Annotated in this window: 14 protein-coding genes and 5 pseudogenes; 15 read left to right on the forward strand and 4 right to left on the reverse strand. The window is 59.8% G+C overall.

Annotation, left to right across the window (positions count from 1 at the left end; genetic code table 11):
• Positions 1 to 19: 19 nt before the first annotated feature.
• The 3 genes and pseudogenes from EUU22_RS00550 to EUU22_RS00560 form a co-directional block, all read right to left on the reverse strand.
• Positions 20 to 1,558, reverse strand: coding sequence for an ABC transporter substrate-binding protein (locus tag EUU22_RS00550; RefSeq protein ID WP_129330186.1), 1,539 nt, complete (start codon positions 1,556 to 1,558; stop codon positions 20 to 22).
• 853 nt (positions 1,559 to 2,411) lie between these two features.
• Positions 2,412 to 2,621: pseudogene (locus EUU22_RS25760) on the reverse strand (hypothetical protein); the annotation flags it as partial.
• 75 nt (positions 2,622 to 2,696) lie between these two features.
• Positions 2,697 to 2,912: pseudogene (locus tag EUU22_RS00560) on the reverse strand (transposase); the annotation flags it as partial.
• A 262-nt stretch (positions 2,913 to 3,174) separates the two neighbouring features.
• Between EUU22_RS00560 and EUU22_RS00565 the strand changes: the two are divergent.
• Positions 3,175 to 4,394: pseudogene (locus EUU22_RS00565) on the forward strand (IS110 family RNA-guided transposase).
• Between the two features lie 63 nt (positions 4,395 to 4,457).
• Here EUU22_RS00565 and EUU22_RS00570 read toward each other — a convergent pair.
• Positions 4,458 to 5,486 (reverse strand): annotated as a pseudogene (locus EUU22_RS00570) (IS256 family transposase); the annotation flags it as partial.
• Positions 5,487 to 5,783: 297 nt separating this feature from the next.
• Here EUU22_RS00570 and EUU22_RS00575 point away from each other — a divergent pair.
• From EUU22_RS00575 to EUU22_RS00640, 14 genes and pseudogenes are all read left to right on the forward strand, one after another.
• A complete protein-coding gene (locus EUU22_RS00575) occupies positions 5,784 to 6,083 on the forward strand; it encodes a type II toxin-antitoxin system TacA family antitoxin (RefSeq protein WP_129330187.1) in 300 nt (99 codons plus the stop codon).
• A gap of 3 nt (positions 6,084 to 6,086) precedes the next feature.
• A complete protein-coding gene (locus EUU22_RS00580) occupies positions 6,087 to 6,596 on the forward strand; it encodes a GNAT family N-acetyltransferase (RefSeq protein ID WP_129330188.1) in 510 nt (169 codons plus the stop codon).
• Between the two features lie 48 nt (positions 6,597 to 6,644).
• Positions 6,645 to 7,073 carry a hypothetical protein gene (locus tag EUU22_RS00585; RefSeq protein ID WP_129330189.1) on the forward strand — a complete coding sequence of 143 codons (429 nt, stop codon included), beginning with the start codon at positions 6,645 to 6,647 and terminating at the stop codon, positions 7,071 to 7,073.
• On the forward strand, positions 7,070 to 7,459 hold the full coding sequence (locus EUU22_RS25460) for a hypothetical protein (RefSeq protein ID WP_205687804.1): 390 nt from the start codon (positions 7,070 to 7,072) through the stop codon (positions 7,457 to 7,459). The genes EUU22_RS00585 and EUU22_RS25460 overlap by 4 nt, the downstream gene beginning before the upstream one ends.
• 499 nt (positions 7,460 to 7,958) lie before the next feature.
• Positions 7,959 to 8,843, forward strand: a pseudogene (locus EUU22_RS00595) (transposase); the annotation flags it as partial.
• Complete coding sequence (locus EUU22_RS00600) at positions 8,810 to 9,031, forward strand: hypothetical protein (protein ID WP_129330190.1); 222 nt, start codon at positions 8,810 to 8,812, stop codon at positions 9,029 to 9,031. The pseudogene EUU22_RS00595 and the gene EUU22_RS00600, both read left to right, overlap by 34 nt.
• A 287-nt stretch (positions 9,032 to 9,318) precedes the next feature.
• Positions 9,319 to 10,209 carry a haloalkane dehalogenase gene (locus EUU22_RS00605; protein WP_129330191.1) on the forward strand — a complete coding sequence of 297 codons (891 nt, stop codon included), beginning with the start codon at positions 9,319 to 9,321 and terminating at the stop codon, positions 10,207 to 10,209.
• Between the two features lie 90 nt (positions 10,210 to 10,299).
• Entirely contained in the window at positions 10,300 to 11,004 is a 705-nt protein-coding gene (locus EUU22_RS00610; protein ID WP_129330192.1) for a glutathione S-transferase N-terminal domain-containing protein, read from the forward strand.
• On the forward strand, positions 10,991 to 11,431 hold the full coding sequence (locus EUU22_RS00615) for a GNAT family N-acetyltransferase (protein WP_129330193.1): 441 nt from the start codon (positions 10,991 to 10,993) through the stop codon (positions 11,429 to 11,431). The genes EUU22_RS00610 and EUU22_RS00615 overlap by 14 nt, the downstream gene beginning before the upstream one ends.
• Before the next feature lie 74 nt (positions 11,432 to 11,505).
• Positions 11,506 to 11,733 (forward strand): SelT/SelW/SelH family protein, encoded by a 228-nt coding sequence (locus tag EUU22_RS00620; protein WP_129330194.1) that lies wholly within the window; start codon positions 11,506 to 11,508, stop codon positions 11,731 to 11,733.
• Between the two features lie 67 nt (positions 11,734 to 11,800).
• Positions 11,801 to 12,436 carry a nitroreductase family protein gene (locus EUU22_RS00625; RefSeq protein WP_129330195.1) on the forward strand — a complete coding sequence of 212 codons (636 nt, stop codon included), beginning with the start codon at positions 11,801 to 11,803 and terminating at the stop codon, positions 12,434 to 12,436.
• Entirely contained in the window at positions 12,433 to 13,359 is a 927-nt protein-coding gene (locus tag EUU22_RS00630) for an EamA family transporter (RefSeq protein ID WP_129330196.1), read from the forward strand. Before EUU22_RS00625 ends, EUU22_RS00630 begins: the two co-directional genes overlap by 4 nt.
• 143 nt (positions 13,360 to 13,502) lie before the next feature.
• Positions 13,503 to 13,835 (forward strand): ArsR/SmtB family transcription factor, encoded by a 333-nt coding sequence (locus tag EUU22_RS00635; RefSeq protein WP_205687805.1) that lies wholly within the window; start codon positions 13,503 to 13,505, stop codon positions 13,833 to 13,835.
• An 11-nt stretch (positions 13,836 to 13,846) separates the two neighbouring features.
• Positions 13,847 to 14,320, forward strand: a complete 474-nt coding sequence (locus tag EUU22_RS00640) for an SRPBCC family protein (protein ID WP_112688235.1) — start codon at positions 13,847 to 13,849, stop codon at positions 14,318 to 14,320.
• Positions 14,321 to 14,372 lie beyond the last annotated feature (52 nt).

The raw sequence follows: 14,372 nt of genomic DNA on the forward strand, positions 1-14,372 counted from the left end.
CGTTCCCGCCCTATGCCGGCTACTCAACACAGGCGTCGTGCAGGTTGATGCGGCTGTCGGCGCTCGGCGACCAACCCTTCAGGCGCTTGGACACCCCGTAGATGTCCTTCGGAACCCACAGGTAGATGTAGGGAAGGTCCGCATTCACGATCGCTTCGGCCTTCTGGTAGAGGGCCGCACGCTTGGCCGGATCGAGTTCGACCGCGCCCTGGTCGAGGAGGGTGTCGACCTCCTTGTTGGAGTAGCCGGAGGCATTGCCGCGGCCCATCGTGTAATGCGTGGGCACGAATATGTCGAACGGGTCGAGCGAGCCGTTACCCCACGACGTGAAATACATGTCGCCGTCGTTCTTGTCGTTCTTCGGATCCCACTTCGCGTCGACCTGGGCACTTTCTCCGACGGCAACCTTGGCCCGGATCCCGGACTTGGAGAGAACTGAGGCAATCGCCTCGACCGTGTCCTTGTCGGCGCCTTCGGTATCGATCGTTATGTCGATGCCGTCAGGGAAACCGGCTTCAGCCAGCAGTGCCTTTGCCTTTTCCGGGTCGTAGTCGTGCTTCGGAAGGTCGGTCGACGCAGCGAAGGCGGCGGGGCTGAGGATGCCTTCAATCGGCACGGCGTTCCCGCCGAGGATCTTGTCGACGATCAGCTGCTTGTCGAGCGCATACGCGACCGCCTGGCGAACCTTGATGTCGTCGAACTTGTCTCCATGCAGGTTGAGCGCGAGGAAAACACTGCGCGTGCCGTTGACCGTCATAACCTTCGTATTGGGGTTCTGCTCCACCTGGGCGAGCGAGAAGGGCGGCAGCCCGTTGATGATGTCGACGTCGCCGGAGAGCAGGGCCGCCACGCGCGAAGCCGTTTCAGGAATAACCTTGAAGATCACCCGGTCGACGCAGGCCTTGCCAACCGGTGCAATGTCCGGCGAGCCGCCGTAATAGTCGTCGAAGCGGTCCATGATGATGGAGTCGCCCTTGCGCCATTCGACGAGCTTGAAGGGACCCGCACCATTCTCGGCAGTCGCCATGCCGGCAGTGCCGACTTTCTCTACGAAGGCCTTCGAGACAAACTCCTGGAAAGGCAGCATGGCCGGCAGCAGCGGCCAAGGCTCGCTGAGATTGATGCGGATCGTGTTGTCGTCGACGATCTCGATGTCCTTGACCGGTCCCAGCAGGCTCTTGCGCGGACTCGTCTGCCCGTCGCCCATTGCGCCTTCGACGGTCAGGCGGTCGAGAGTGAATTTCACGTCCTCGACGGTAAGTCCCGAACCGTCATGGAACTTGATGCCCTTGCGTATCTTGAACTCGAAGGTCGTCGGCGATGTCTGGGTCCAGGATTGGGCAATCTCAGGAACGACCTTCATTTCGGGATCGCGGGTCAAAAGCCCGTCATACATGTTGCGGATGATCGTCTCGGTCTCGCGATTGCGATGATTGGCCGGATCGAGCGTGAGTGCATCGGCCGTGAAGCCGACCCGTATTTCGGACGCCGGCAGCGCGGTCGCCGAAAGCGCAAGGGTGGCCGCGGTGGTGATCAAAAGACGTTGGAAGTTCCCCATTCTTATATCTCCTTGTTCGAGAAGAGCCGCGGCGTTCTTATGTTTCCGCTGGTTCACCGACATTTCTGCAAGCCGCGTGCCATCTCTGATCGGCCTTGGTGATCACGCGAAAAACCTTGCTTTCTCAATTTTTTGGTAACCCACCTCCGTCGACCACCACGCCAGTGCCGAATGGTGCGCGTGAAATACACGCACGATGTGCTCAATACGCGCGCAATGAGTGAACCGATGTGTTCCGCGTCGGAGCCGATATTTTCTCACATAACCCGCGCTCAATTGTCCATGTTCGCTCACAGGATGATCCCGAATACCGCAAGGGGCACCGCGCCCCGAGGGCAAATCGACAGCGGTGGAGGCGTCGTTGAGGCCGCGTCGGCGCCGGCGCAAATACGACCATGGACCCGATTGAAAGGGGTGGTTCGCTTGGGGTTGTCAACCGCCGCTTAGCCGGTGGACTCCGGCAGCCAGCGTCCGTGAAGAACGGTTACATCTTGTGAAAAAGGCTTCTGCTGACCAAGGCGCATGAAATCTGATGCTTGTTCATGAAAAATAATGACGGGTGCAGATTCTTATGAAAAACGATAACAGGCAACACGAATAAGCTTCGTGTCAATGTCAAGAGCGACTTTCAAAGAGGATTCAGTGTCGCGGAAATCCCGTGAAAGCAGCACCTGTTTTCCTGACTTCTGCAACCTCGCAGAACAAAAGTGGTTCGCGATGCCAGCAATGTCTCCTGTTGGCCCATTCGGTCACGAAACCGTCTCTTCGCTTGGGATACACCTCGAGCCCTGCGTGCAGCTCGTCTAGCGTTCAACGTCTTTTCGCGGGCCGTGCTTCTCTCCGGGACCGGCGTTTAACCTCCCATGACGGCAAATCTGTACAGCATCCGATGCATGACCGCGAGACGGCGTGCCGATGCGACTTTTGCCTTCTTACTGCCGTGTCGCCTGGCAATATTCATTGCCCCTGCCTTCAACCAGCACCATTTCGCCACGCGCTTCATCATCGACTGAGCGGCCTCGTAGAGCAGCTTTCGCACTATCGCATTCCCCCGTAGAGAGACTTGGCGATCGTGTCTCAGGGTGTGGTGTAGCTTCCGGCGGACAACCGTGCTTTCCGGCGAGAGCCGGAGGGGATATCAGCGTGCGACTGCAGGCAGGCTGATTTGTGGATCATCGCTCATCGACGCCATTGTCTCAAGTGTCATATATCGCGCACGCTGCACCGCCCATTCATCGTTTTGCTCGAGCAGCAATGCGCCGACGAGACGGACAATGGCTTCGTCGTCGGGAAAGATGCCGACGACCTCTGTGCGCCGCTTGATTTCGCCATTGAGACGTTCGATCGGATTGGTAACCGGTATAAGACCTGCGGTGGTGATGTCCCGCTGCAGTTTTGAGAATTGCGGCGTATGCTGTGAGCATCCGGGACAGAGGCACCGGGAGCACGAAGGTGCGGGCAGGCCGATACATTGGATGAGCTGTGAGCTCGTGTTAGTAGCTGGCCGCCTCTGCGACTCGCCCGGTTGCGCCGAGAGCGCGAATCCGTAGTTGTCGTGTCGCCCGCAGCTCCCGTTGTTCAAACGACAGGAGATGCTTATGCGACGGGTTATCGGAATTGATATCCACCGAACGTTTGGCGAGGTGGTATTCTGGAAAGACGGCCGGCTCCGGCATGGTGGCCGCGTCGACATGACACGAACAGCTCTTGAGGGGTTCGGCAAGACACTTACGTCGACAGACGATGTTGTCATCGAGGCGACGGGAAACTGCATGGCTGTATCTCGCGTCCTTTCGCCGTTCGTGCGACGGGTCGTGATTGCTAATCCCCTGCAGGTGAAAGCGATCGCACAGGTGCATGTAAAGACCGACAAGATCGATGCTGGCACACTGGCCAATCTTTATGCTGCTGGATATCTGCCGGAAATCTGGACACCAGACGCCGCCACAGAACGCATGAGGAGGCTGGTGGCCCGTCGCTATCAGGTTGTGCGACATCGGACGCGGATTAGAATGAGGTCCATTCTATCTTGAATGCTCACCTGATCCCGAAGTGCCCACATGCCGACCTGTTCAACGGGCGCGGGCGTGAATGGCTTAAACATCAGCCTCTGCCTGACGATGAGCAGATGGCGGTCCAGCGGCATGTAGGCGAACTCGACAGGCTCGGTGAAGATCTTGCGCTGCTCGATCGGCAAATTGCCAAAGGCACGATGGATGATCCCGCGGTCAAACGGCTGCTCACGATCACAGGCGTCGATCTCACCGTGGCGACAGGATTGATGGCCGCCATAGGCAATATCGGCCGCTTTGAAAGCCCGCAGAGGCTGGTCAGCTACTTCGGGCTCAATCCGCGGGTTCGCCAGTCTGGACTTGGCGCTGCCCACCACGGACGCATCAGCAAGATCGGTCGTAGTCATGCGCGGGCCATGCTGGTGGAGGCAGCATGGGCGGCAGCAAAAGCGCCAGGGCCGCTGCACGCCTTCTTCGTCCGGATCAGAGCCAAACGCGGCCACCAGGTCGCAGCCGTCGCAGTGGCACGAAAGCTCGCGGTTCTGGTCTGGCACATGTTGACCAAGCAGGCCGACTATCTCTGGGCTCGCCCGAGTCTCGTGGCACACAAGATTCGGGCACTGGAATTACTGGCCGGGAAACCGCAGAAGAAGGGAAACAAGCCTGGCCCTGCCTATACCTATAACGTCAAGAAGCTCCGCGACCAGGAGATGCGCGTCGCTGAGCAAGCGCAAAAGAGCTATGAACGCTTCGTCGATACGTGGCGTCCGCGCCCGCCTGATGAAAAGGCGCGCGGACGCCTCAATCCGGCAAGGCTCGGGTAAGGTGGCCTGACGGTGCTTTCAGCCGATGCACCGCACTTCACCACGAGGTCATCCGCGCAGGAGAAAAATACCATATTTTTGAGCAAAACGCTTGTCGATCTGATCCGTCGAATGCAGCTTGGCCCGGTGCTCTTTCGGGAAGGTCATGTAGGCGAGCACATCCTCTTCGGCATCATCCATGATGGCGGCGAGCTTCGGCACTTTCGGTCGTATCTGGTCGGCGACATTGCGCCACTGGGTGCTCGCAGCCTCCGATGTATCCTGAGCAAAGGCGGTGGCGATGAAGGCGGAGACGACGCGCCTGCCGCTCTTGCCGGCGTGCGCCAGCACGTTCCTCATGAAGTGAACCCGGCATCTTTGCCAAGTGGCACTGAGAACCTTGGTGACGGCGGCCTTGAGCCCCTCGTGGGCATCGGAGACGACGAGCTTCACACCGCGCAGACCTCGACGTGTGAGCCTGCGCAGGAACTCCATCCAGATCGGCTCGGCTTCGGACGTGCCGACTTCCATGCCCAGAACCTCGCGCCGGCCATCGGTGTTGACACCAACGGCGATGATGACGGCAACGGAAACTATGCGACCACCGCGTCGGACCTTCAGGTAGGTGGCATCGATCCAGAGATAGGGCCAATCCCCCTCGATAGGTCTTTCGAGGAAGGCCTTCACCTTGACATCGATCTCTTCGCACAGGCGGCTCACCTGGCTCTTGGAGATGCCGCTCATGCCCATCGCCTTGACGAGATCGTCGACGGAACGCGTCGAGATGCCCTGGATGTAAGCTTCCTGGATAACGGCCGTCAGAGCCTTCTCCGCCATGCGACGCGGTTCCAGAAAGCTCGGGAAATAGCTACCTTTGCGCAGCTTCGGGATGCGCAGCTCGACCGTTCCAGCCCGTGTCTCCCAGTCCCGGTCACGGTAGCCGTTGCGTTGGGCGAGCCGCATCGGGTTCTTCTCGCCGTAGCCAGCACCGGTCGCGCTGCCGATCTCCAGCTCCATAAGCCGCTCGGCCGCAAAGCCAATCATCTCGCGCAACAAATCCGCGTCGGCGCTCTTCTCAACAAGCGAGCGCACGTTCATCATATCGTCGGTCATCGGTGGTCTTTCCATCAGGTTGGTCTTGAACAACCCGACCCTGCCGGAAAAACACTGATGGCCACCTAATCTTCAGGATCTACACCACCTGGCGGGACACGATCCCGGACGCTAGCATAGTGAAATAACCTAGCTCCAAACCACGATTTCGGCGCGTTGTTCATACGAGTTGCCGCCCTGAAACTCCTCTTGGTCCCGCGATCTTCCGACCACGAGCGAAAGGCCTGAGGGTGCTGACTATAGCGTATTGCTATTTGCGCTACAAGGCACTATCTTCGGGTTCAAAGGAGGTGACTCATGGCCACCACAGCTGACCGTAAGGAATATCCCATCTCGATGCGACTGCCGGAATCGGATGTCGCGATGATTGACCGGGCCGCCACGTTGCGAGGCCGATCACGCACGGATTTCGTGCGTGACGCCGCCGTTCGTGCCGCCGAAGAGGTCGTGATGGAAAACCGGCTAATCCGCATGAGCCCTGAAGGTTTCGCCGATTTCATGGATGTCCTGTCCCGTCCGGCGGCCCCGGTTCCCGAGATGGTCGATCTAGCCAAGCGGCCCGCGCCGTGGGAGCACGGCTACGTCGCCAAGCGGTGAGACGTGGCTCTATCAGTTCCAGAAGCGCTCACCGCTGTGCATGAAGTCTCCGAATTCTCCTGCGGTAAACCCGCGCTCGATCACTGGCTAAAGACGCGGGCACTTTCCAACCAGGAGAAGGGCTTTACTGCTGTCATGGTCGTCCACGATGAGGACCGTGTCGTCGGATACTACGGCTTGGCGCCAACGGCAGTCGTTCCTTCGGTATTGCCTCGCTCGGTCAGAACAGGCCAGCCACCAGATCCCGTTCCCTGTCTTCTTCTCGGCCAATTGGCCACCGACACCGCTTGGGCTGGTCACGGGATCGGCACAGGGCTGCTGAAGCACGCACTGCAGCGGTGCGTCCAAGCAGCCGCACTCGTCGGGGGACGTGCGCTGATGGTCAACGCCGTCGATGCGGAGGCGGCGCAGTTCTGGCAGCGCCGCGGTTTTTTACCTTCGAAAGACGACCCGCTTGTTCTGTTCCGCCCGATTGCCGACATCGCCGCGTCGATCGCAGCAACAAGGCGCTGAGAATCGAGTATGGCCCTTCGCGATCAACACAGATGAAGAGTTTCAGCAATGCCGACAGATAAATTGGCCAAGCGGGCCATTCCCCACATCCAGCGGCAGCCACCGGCCATCGGAAGCCGTGTCAAGGTCTGGTTCGACAAGGCGTCGAAGGATCTTCTCATTGAAAGCGAAGCGGGCGTCATAACACGCGATATCTATGGCATATGCCTCGAAGACGTTCTGTTCGACGCTGAGAGGACTGCTCGCGGCGCAGTGCGCTGCTTTGCGACAGGACGCCTCCTAGCTGTCCCCGGAACGCGGGAGAGCACAGAGATGGAACATGGAATACGACAGGCCGCGCAGGGGCACCTCGACTTCTACTGGTGGCGGGACAAGGCGTGGCCGATCGCCAAGGCGCGCCAGGCCTATATCGCGCCACCCCATGGCGGTTTCCCGACCAACCTTGCCGTCGATCCAGTCGGAGCCGCAAATCCGTGAGCCGCATATTCGATGTCGATGGCAACAATCTCGATCCGGGCTTCGTCAATATCAAGGCGCAGCAATACCGGGCCGAACAGGAAATGTACGAGCTCATCGAGGCGAGGTGGGAGACCTACGAGCCCTACGCCGATCCCGATTTTCGCCACGGCTTCGCTCGCGACGTCGATGGCCGCTTCTGGGAAATGTACCTCGGCTGCACATTGCTGGAAGCTGGGCGCGCGCTTCTGCCTGCGGCCGAGCGTCTCCGCGAAGGGGGCAGCCCGACCTTTGCATCGTGGAGGACGGCCGCCGGATCTGGATCGAGGCGATCACACCAGATGACGGCGAGCCTGGACAGGACCAGATCGTGCGTCCCGTGCCCATCAACGAGGGCGGGGGATTGATTGCTGCGCCCGTTCGTCAGGCTCAACTTCGCACGACGAGCGCCTACTGGACGAAATCACGCGCGATTGCGCGCTATCTGGGCGAGGGTGTCATCGCGGCGGACAATGTCCGCATCATTGCCATCAGCGCGAGCCGTTTCGGGCCGTATGTCGGCGAAGATTCACCTCTGATCATAAGCTCGCTCTATCCGATCGGCGACGCCTATGTCGCCATCGACCGCGAGACCGGCGAAATCGTTGACCAAGGGTTTCACGCTGCGCCAGACATTGAACGCGACGGTGATCCGATTCCGCGAACGGCCTTTCTTGACGAGCGCTTCGCCGACATCTCGGGTGTTGTTTGGTCGCGCATCGGCCTCGGCAATATATCCCGTCGCGTTCGTCCTCTCACCTATGTGCACAATCCGCTCGCACACCGTCCGCTTCCAGAACTATGGGGCGTGTGGGACCGGGAGTTCGTTGCGACGCGGGATGGTGAGAACTGGCAAGTCACGGACATGCCCGCAAGCGCCATCGCAACAAGGCCCAGGGCACGGACCTGTCCCATGCGCTCGTCCCCAACGATCTGTGGTGCGTCGACTTCAAGGGCGAGTTCAAACTGGGGGATGGCCGATACTGTTACCCGTTGACGGTGACCGACCAGGCGTCACGCTATCTTCTGGCCTGCGAGGCCTTCTCGTCGAACAAGGAGCTTCCCGTCTTCGAGGCTTTCCGCCGGCTGTTTGCCGAGCGTGGCCTGCCGGGCGCGATCCGCAGCGACAACGGCGTCCCCTTCGCCAGCCCGAACGGCCTCTACAATCTGTCGAAGCTCTCCGTCTGGTGGCTCAGGCTCGGCATCGCCATCGAACGCATCAAGCCGGGCCATCCGCAACAGAACGGCCGGCATGAACGCATGCATCTGACGCTCAAGAAGGAAGCCACCCGCCCCGCGGGCATGAACATGCTCCAGCAGCAGGCGCGATTCGACGCTTTCATCAGCGAATTCAATACGGAACGGCCCCATGAGGCGCTCGACATGAGAACTCCGCAAGACATCTACACCGCCTCCGCGCGACCCTATCGAGGACTGCCGGAAATCGACTATCCGTTCCACGACAGAGATGTCCTCGTGACCACGTGCGGGCGCATCTGCATGCATCGCAAGAAGATCAACATCTCAATCGTCATGGCCGGCCAAAGGCTCGGCATCAAGGAAGTCGATGACGGCATTTGGCTCGTCAGCTTCATGCAGTATGATCTGGGATATATCGACCTGGAGCAGAGGACTTTGCAAACCATCGACAACCCGTTACCGAACAAGTCAAGTGGAACGCCCCGAACTTTTGTTGGGATGGCCAGGACCGCATCACGATGCGGCTGCATCCCGGTGACCGGCTGGAACTAATTCTCCACCGCGGTCCGAAAGTCCGGGACAATGCGGATTTCGCTTTCATTGATCCAACGGGCAAGATCGAATGGGCTGCGCCAGATCGCGGTATCGTTCGTATCACCGATCCTCTGGAGCAGCGTGGTGAAATCGTCGAGCTCGTTGCCGACTGGATCTCGGCTACTGGAGCCAACCCCACCGAGTAAGATCAAACTGGCAGCGGGCCAAGTCGACGAGGCAGGGCGAAAAGCCTGCGCCCCGCAGATGGGGAACCGAAAAGACGCATCGACGCGGGTTTCGGCACGGCCCCGTTTGCGGGGCGGCGAATTCGCCAATCCCCCGAAAACGCCCGACTACCCTAATCGCTCATCAGGAACGAAAGCAGGTTCTTGACTTAATACGTACGAACGTATTATTTTAGGATCATAGTGACCCAGGCTGAACGCTTGAGCTTCGCCTTGGCAATCGAAACAGATCAATAGAGGTCAAACGCATGCAATTCGACATCTCTCTTCCTCATCGCGCGGTGCTAGATTCCCACATGGCCTATCGGGAGGCGGGTGCGCAGGAGGAGCCCGTCGCCCTCTTCCTGCACGGCAATCCCACCTCGTCCTACATCTGGCGCAATATCCTGCCGCACGTGGCGCCGGTAGCCCGATGCATCGCTCCCGACCTCATCGGCTTCGGCCAATCGGGCAAACCCGACATCGACTACCGCTTTGCGGATCACGCCCGCTATCTCGATGCGTTCATCGAAGCCCAAGGAATCGGTTCGGCATATCTCGTCGCCCAGGATTGGGGAACGGCGCTCGCCTTTCATCTGGCGGCTCGCAGGCCCGATTTTGTTCGCGGCCTCGCCTTTATGGAGTTCATCCGGCCGATGCCGAGCTGGGATGATTTCCATCAGGTAGAGGCGGCGCGTGAGACGTTCCGCAAGTTCCGCACGCCGGGCGAAGGCGAGCGGATGATCATTGAGGGAAATGCGTTCGTCGAGCGTGTATTGCCGGGTTCCGTGATCAGGAAGCTCAGCGAGGAGGAAATGGCGGTTTATCGCGCTCCGTTCGGCACGCCGGAATCGCGCAAGCCCACCTGGCGCCTTCCGAACGAACTGCCAATCGCCGGCGAGCCTGCGGACGTGAATGAAATGCTGGAGCAAGCGCACCGCGCTCTCGCGAGCTCGCGCTATCCCAAGCTGCTCTTTGCCGGGAATCCGGGCGCTTTGGTTTCCCCGCCCTTCGCTGAAGCGTTTGCCGCAAAACTGCACGATTGCCAACTCGTCCATCTCGGGGCGGGAGCACATTACCTGCAGGAGGACCATCCTGAAACCATCGGCCTTACCGTCGCCGTGTGGATCGCAAGGAACGAGACGCGCGATGCGGCCTAGGGCGCCTGCCCTGCATTCAAGCGGACTGTCGCCGGAATGGGCCTGCGACGTTCCGCTAATCTGGAGCGCGACACGAACAAGGGACCCGGTATGATCGACCTGCACTACGCGGCAACGCCAAACGGCCACAAGGTTCGCATCTTCCTCGAGGAGGCGGGCCTCGCCTATCGAATCGTGACGGTGAACCTCTCCAAGGGAGAGCAGCGCCGGCCAGAGTTCCTCGCGATATCCCCGAACGGGCGCATCCCGGCCATTGTCGACCGCGCTCCGGCGGGGCGTAGTCGGCCCGTGTCGGTATTCGAGTCAGGTGCAATCCTCCTCTATCTCGCCGAGAAAGCCGGGATGTTCCTGCCCGCCGAGCCGGACGCCCGCCTCGATGTCCTTCAGTGGCTCTTCTGGCAAATGGCAGGCCTGGGGCCGATGGCCGGTCAGATCGGCCATTTCAACGTCTATGCGAACGAGAAGATTCCTTATGCGATCGAGCGCTACCGAAGCGAGACCGCTCGGCTCTACGGCGTACTGGACAGACGCCTGACTGACCTATCCTACATTGCGGGCGACTATTCCATCGCTGACATGGCCTGTTTTCCGTGGATCGTTCCCCACGCTGCGCACGGTCAACGCCTGCAGGACTATCCAAACCTCTTTCGTTGGTTCGAGGCGATCCGCACCCGTGCCGCGGTTGTGAGAGCCTATGGCGACAGCAAGGAAGTGTACACCGGTCGACCGCTGCAGGTCCCAGATAGGCCTGTTTCCGGCGCGAACGCGGATGAGCATGACCATGGACGGCATTGAAACCGACGTGGCACTCGTCTCAGCCTTCCGTGACGAGGCTCAACTCGCCGGACTCTACGCCGCCGCGCGGCTCGGAGATCGGCCTGCCTCCGCCATCGTCGAAGCTTTTCGCAACAGCCGGTACCGCATCTTTGCGCTGCACCACGACAGGCTCATCGGCGCCGGACGCGCTTTTGGCGACTTAGTCGACTGCGCCGTTATTTGCGACATGGCGGTTCATCCCGATTTCCAGGGATACGGTCTCGGCTCCCGTATCCTCGAAGCGCTGAAGCAAAAGGTGCGGCATCACAAGCGGATCATCCTCTACGCCCGGCAAGGCAAGGAAGATTTTTACCTCAAACGCGGATTCAACCGGATGCGGTCCGCGATGTTGTGCTCTTTCGTCGTTCCAGCCGAGCGCAACCGGGAAAACGGAGTCATCGAATAGCACATGCGGTGCCGCCGATCAGGCGACGCCCTCCCCCTATCACTCAGTCCGGCATCGAGGAAAGGACCGAAACGATGAACGAAGTCATGATCACTTATTGCAAGCCGTGCGGATATGGAAAGCGAGCAGCGGAAGCTGTCGATGCGCTCCAACGCGACCTGTCGGTCACCACGAATCTTGTGGCCGGGAAAGGCGGTATCTTCGAAGTGCGCGTCGATGGCGAGGTCGTGGCCAAGCGCATCAAAGGGCACTTTCCAGACACCGCTGAAATCGTCGGATCCGTCCGAGCGGCGATGAAATAGCTGAGCAGCCGAGGAAAAGCGACCCGCAAGGTCTGGTCTATTTCAAGAATACATAGCGGATATTCTCATGGAACCTGTAAACAACCGCCATCGTGTGCTTGTCGACGCGATCGAGAAGCGCATTTCGGCCAACTATTACGATTCGTCTCACATATTGCCGGATAGCGAACTGACCGAAATCATTCGGCTCGCTACGCTTGCACCGACCGCATTCAATTTCCAGAAGTGGCGCTTCATTGCGGTCCGGACACCAGAGGCCAAGCGAAAATTGTGGGAGGCCGCCAGCGGGCAGGCAAAAGTCCTTGAGGCCTCGGCGACCTTCATCATCTGCGGCCAGTTGCCCGATCATTCCGTTCTGGCGGAAAGGCTCCGCCCTTCCGTCGAAGCGGGGTTCATGCCGGCGGCGACGTCCGAGGCCTGGGTGCAGGGCGCGGATGCGCTTTACACAGGCAATGCCCGTATGCAGCGCGACGAGGCCATCCGATCCGCCACATTCGGGGCTGCGACCCTGATGTTCGCTGCGGCGGCCAACAACCTCGCAACGGGCGCAATGGTCGGCTTCGATCCCGACAAGGTCGTACAGGAGTTCGGCCTTGGTCCGAACGAGGTCCCTGTACTGCTCATGACTATCGGCAGAGCTTTGCCCGACAACTGGCCGCAAAAACCGCGGCGGCCTCTGCAGGAAGTCCTGGAGTTCGCATGACGAGCAATTCCGCACCTGTCGCTGATCCGGTAGTGCCGCAGGCACCGTCGATACGCGGATTCGATATTCTGTCGACGGCGATCGCGCCGGCCATCTGGGGCAGCACATATGTCGTGGCCACCGAGTTGCTGCCCGCAGGTATCCCTCTCACCGTCGCCATGCTGAGAGCGCTGCCGGCAGGCATCGCGCTGCTTGTGATCGTTCGGACGTTGCCGCGCGGGGTCTGGTTGTGGCGCAGCTTTCTGCTCGGCGCATTCAACTTTGCGATCTTCTGGTGGCTCTTGTTCGTCTCGGCCTATCGGTTGCCAGGCGGAGTTGCCGCCACGGTTGGCGCCATCCAGCCGCTCATCGTTCTCGGCCTTTCGCGCGTTGTCCTCGGCAGTCCGGTGCGACAGGCGGCAATCGCATCGGCTTTTGTCGGCATCGTGGGGGTGGCGCTTCTCGTTCTGACGCCGGCGGCAAGGCTTGATCCGATCGGGATCGCGGCCGGCCTTGGCGGCGCTCTGTCGATGGCCTGCGGAACGGTTCTGAGCAGGAAGTGGCAGCCGCCGGTATCCGCACTCACCTTTACCGCTTGGCAGTTAACCGCCGGGGGCTTGCTGCTCCTGCCGATCGCGCTTTCGCTGGAGCCGTTTCCATCAGACCTGACGGTGGCCAATGCACTCGGCTTTGCCTGGCTCGGCCTAATCGGCGCGGCGGCAACCTATTTCCTGTGGCTGCGGGGAATCGCTCGACTGGAGCCGGCCGTGGTGTCCTTCCTGCTCTTCCTCAGCCCGCTGACGGCGGTCGTGCTGGGCTGGCTTTTCCTCGATCAGACGCTCTCGCCCGCCCAGTGCTCGGGAATGGTCCTGATCGTCGGCGGCATCTGGTTTGGCCAGCGTTCGCAGAAGAAGGTCGTGTCTCAGAGGCTGATCGGAAACTAAGCATTTTAATATCAGCACGTTACACCGAAATCGCGAGCCACCTCCGATTCCAGCAAACAGTCTGCTCCCATGCAGCAAGCAACTGCTTGGCAATTGAGTCGAGGCATGATACTTAATTTTTTACTTAAGTGATTCAAGATATCATGCAGCCATCCATCGACCTCTTATTCCATGCACTCGCCGATCCCAGCCGGCGCAAAATAATTGAGCGGCTGAGCCGCGGTCCAGCGACGGTGAGCGAACTGGCACGCCCACTCGACATGTCCCTCCCGGCGGTGGTGCAGCATCTGCAGCTGTTGGAAGCGTCAGGCATCGTCACCACAAAAAAGATCGGCAGGGTAAGAACCTGCTCGCTCGACGCCATGTCCTTATCCCGAGCCGAGCAATGGCTAAACGAGCGCCGCAATGCGGTGGTCCAACGCCTAGGTCGCCTCGGCGAATATCTCGAATCGACCCAATCCGACCCCAAAAAATAGGAGAACGGCCAATGTCCGCACCGGATACCATCCAACGTAAGACGACCCACGGAACTTTTACCGTCAAAAGGACCTACGATGCCTCATCCGCACGTGTGTTCCAGGCATTCGCGGATAAGGAAGCCAAGGCGAAGTGGTTCTCTGGCCCGCAAGGCGTCGAAGAGGCCGGTAGCAAGTTCGACTTCCGCGTCGACGGGCAGGAAATCGTTTTTGGGCGCCATGCCAATGATATTCGGACCGCCTTCTACGCGGTTTATCAGGACATCGTGCCCGACGAGCGCATTATCTATACTTATCGCATGACGTTGAACGGCACGCCGATTTCAGCATCGCTCGCCACCATCGAAATCACCCCCTGCAGCGACGGAACGCAGGTTTCCTGGACCGAATACGGCGTCTATTTGGACGGCTTCGACAATCCTGCAGTGCGTGAGGAAGGCACCGGCTGGCTGATGGACAAGATTGGTGCAAGCCTAAACGATTGAAGTATAGCAGCACATCGCAGTCACGGTGTCCGATAAATTCTCTATGGATCAA

It is taken from the genome of Ciceribacter ferrooxidans (assembly GCF_004137355.1).
GTDB classification, from domain to species: Bacteria; Pseudomonadota; Alphaproteobacteria; order Rhizobiales; family Rhizobiaceae; genus Allorhizobium; species Allorhizobium ferrooxidans.

What these genes read in the sequence shown, in the direction of transcription:
- EUU22_RS00600 (WP_129330190.1), top strand. Translation starts at nt 8,810, where the DNA reads ATGCGGCTGCATCCCGGTGACCGGCTGGAACTAATTCTCCACCGCGGT.
- EUU22_RS00575 (WP_129330187.1), top strand. Translation starts at nt 5,784, where the DNA reads ATGGCCACCACAGCTGACCGTAAGGAATATCCCATCTCGATGCGACTG.
- EUU22_RS00605 (WP_129330191.1), top strand. Translation starts at nt 9,319, where the DNA reads ATGCAATTCGACATCTCTCTTCCTCATCGCGCGGTGCTAGATTCCCAC.
- EUU22_RS00630 (WP_129330196.1), top strand. Translation starts at nt 12,433, where the DNA reads ATGACGAGCAATTCCGCACCTGTCGCTGATCCGGTAGTGCCGCAGGCA.
- EUU22_RS00610 (WP_129330192.1), top strand. Translation starts at nt 10,300, where the DNA reads ATGATCGACCTGCACTACGCGGCAACGCCAAACGGCCACAAGGTTCGC.
- EUU22_RS00585 (WP_129330189.1), top strand. Translation starts at nt 6,645, where the DNA reads ATGCCGACAGATAAATTGGCCAAGCGGGCCATTCCCCACATCCAGCGG.
- EUU22_RS00550 (WP_129330186.1), bottom strand. Translation starts at nt 1,558, where the DNA reads ATGGGGAACTTCCAACGTCTTTTGATCACCACCGCGGCCACCCTTGCG.
- EUU22_RS00640 (WP_112688235.1), top strand. Translation starts at nt 13,847, where the DNA reads ATGTCCGCACCGGATACCATCCAACGTAAGACGACCCACGGAACTTTT.
- EUU22_RS00620 (WP_129330194.1), top strand. Translation starts at nt 11,506, where the DNA reads ATGAACGAAGTCATGATCACTTATTGCAAGCCGTGCGGATATGGAAAG.
- EUU22_RS00625 (WP_129330195.1), top strand. Translation starts at nt 11,801, where the DNA reads ATGGAACCTGTAAACAACCGCCATCGTGTGCTTGTCGACGCGATCGAG.
- EUU22_RS00635 (WP_205687805.1), top strand. Translation starts at nt 13,503, where the DNA reads ATGCAGCCATCCATCGACCTCTTATTCCATGCACTCGCCGATCCCAGC.
- EUU22_RS00615 (WP_129330193.1), top strand. Translation starts at nt 10,991, where the DNA reads ATGGACGGCATTGAAACCGACGTGGCACTCGTCTCAGCCTTCCGTGAC.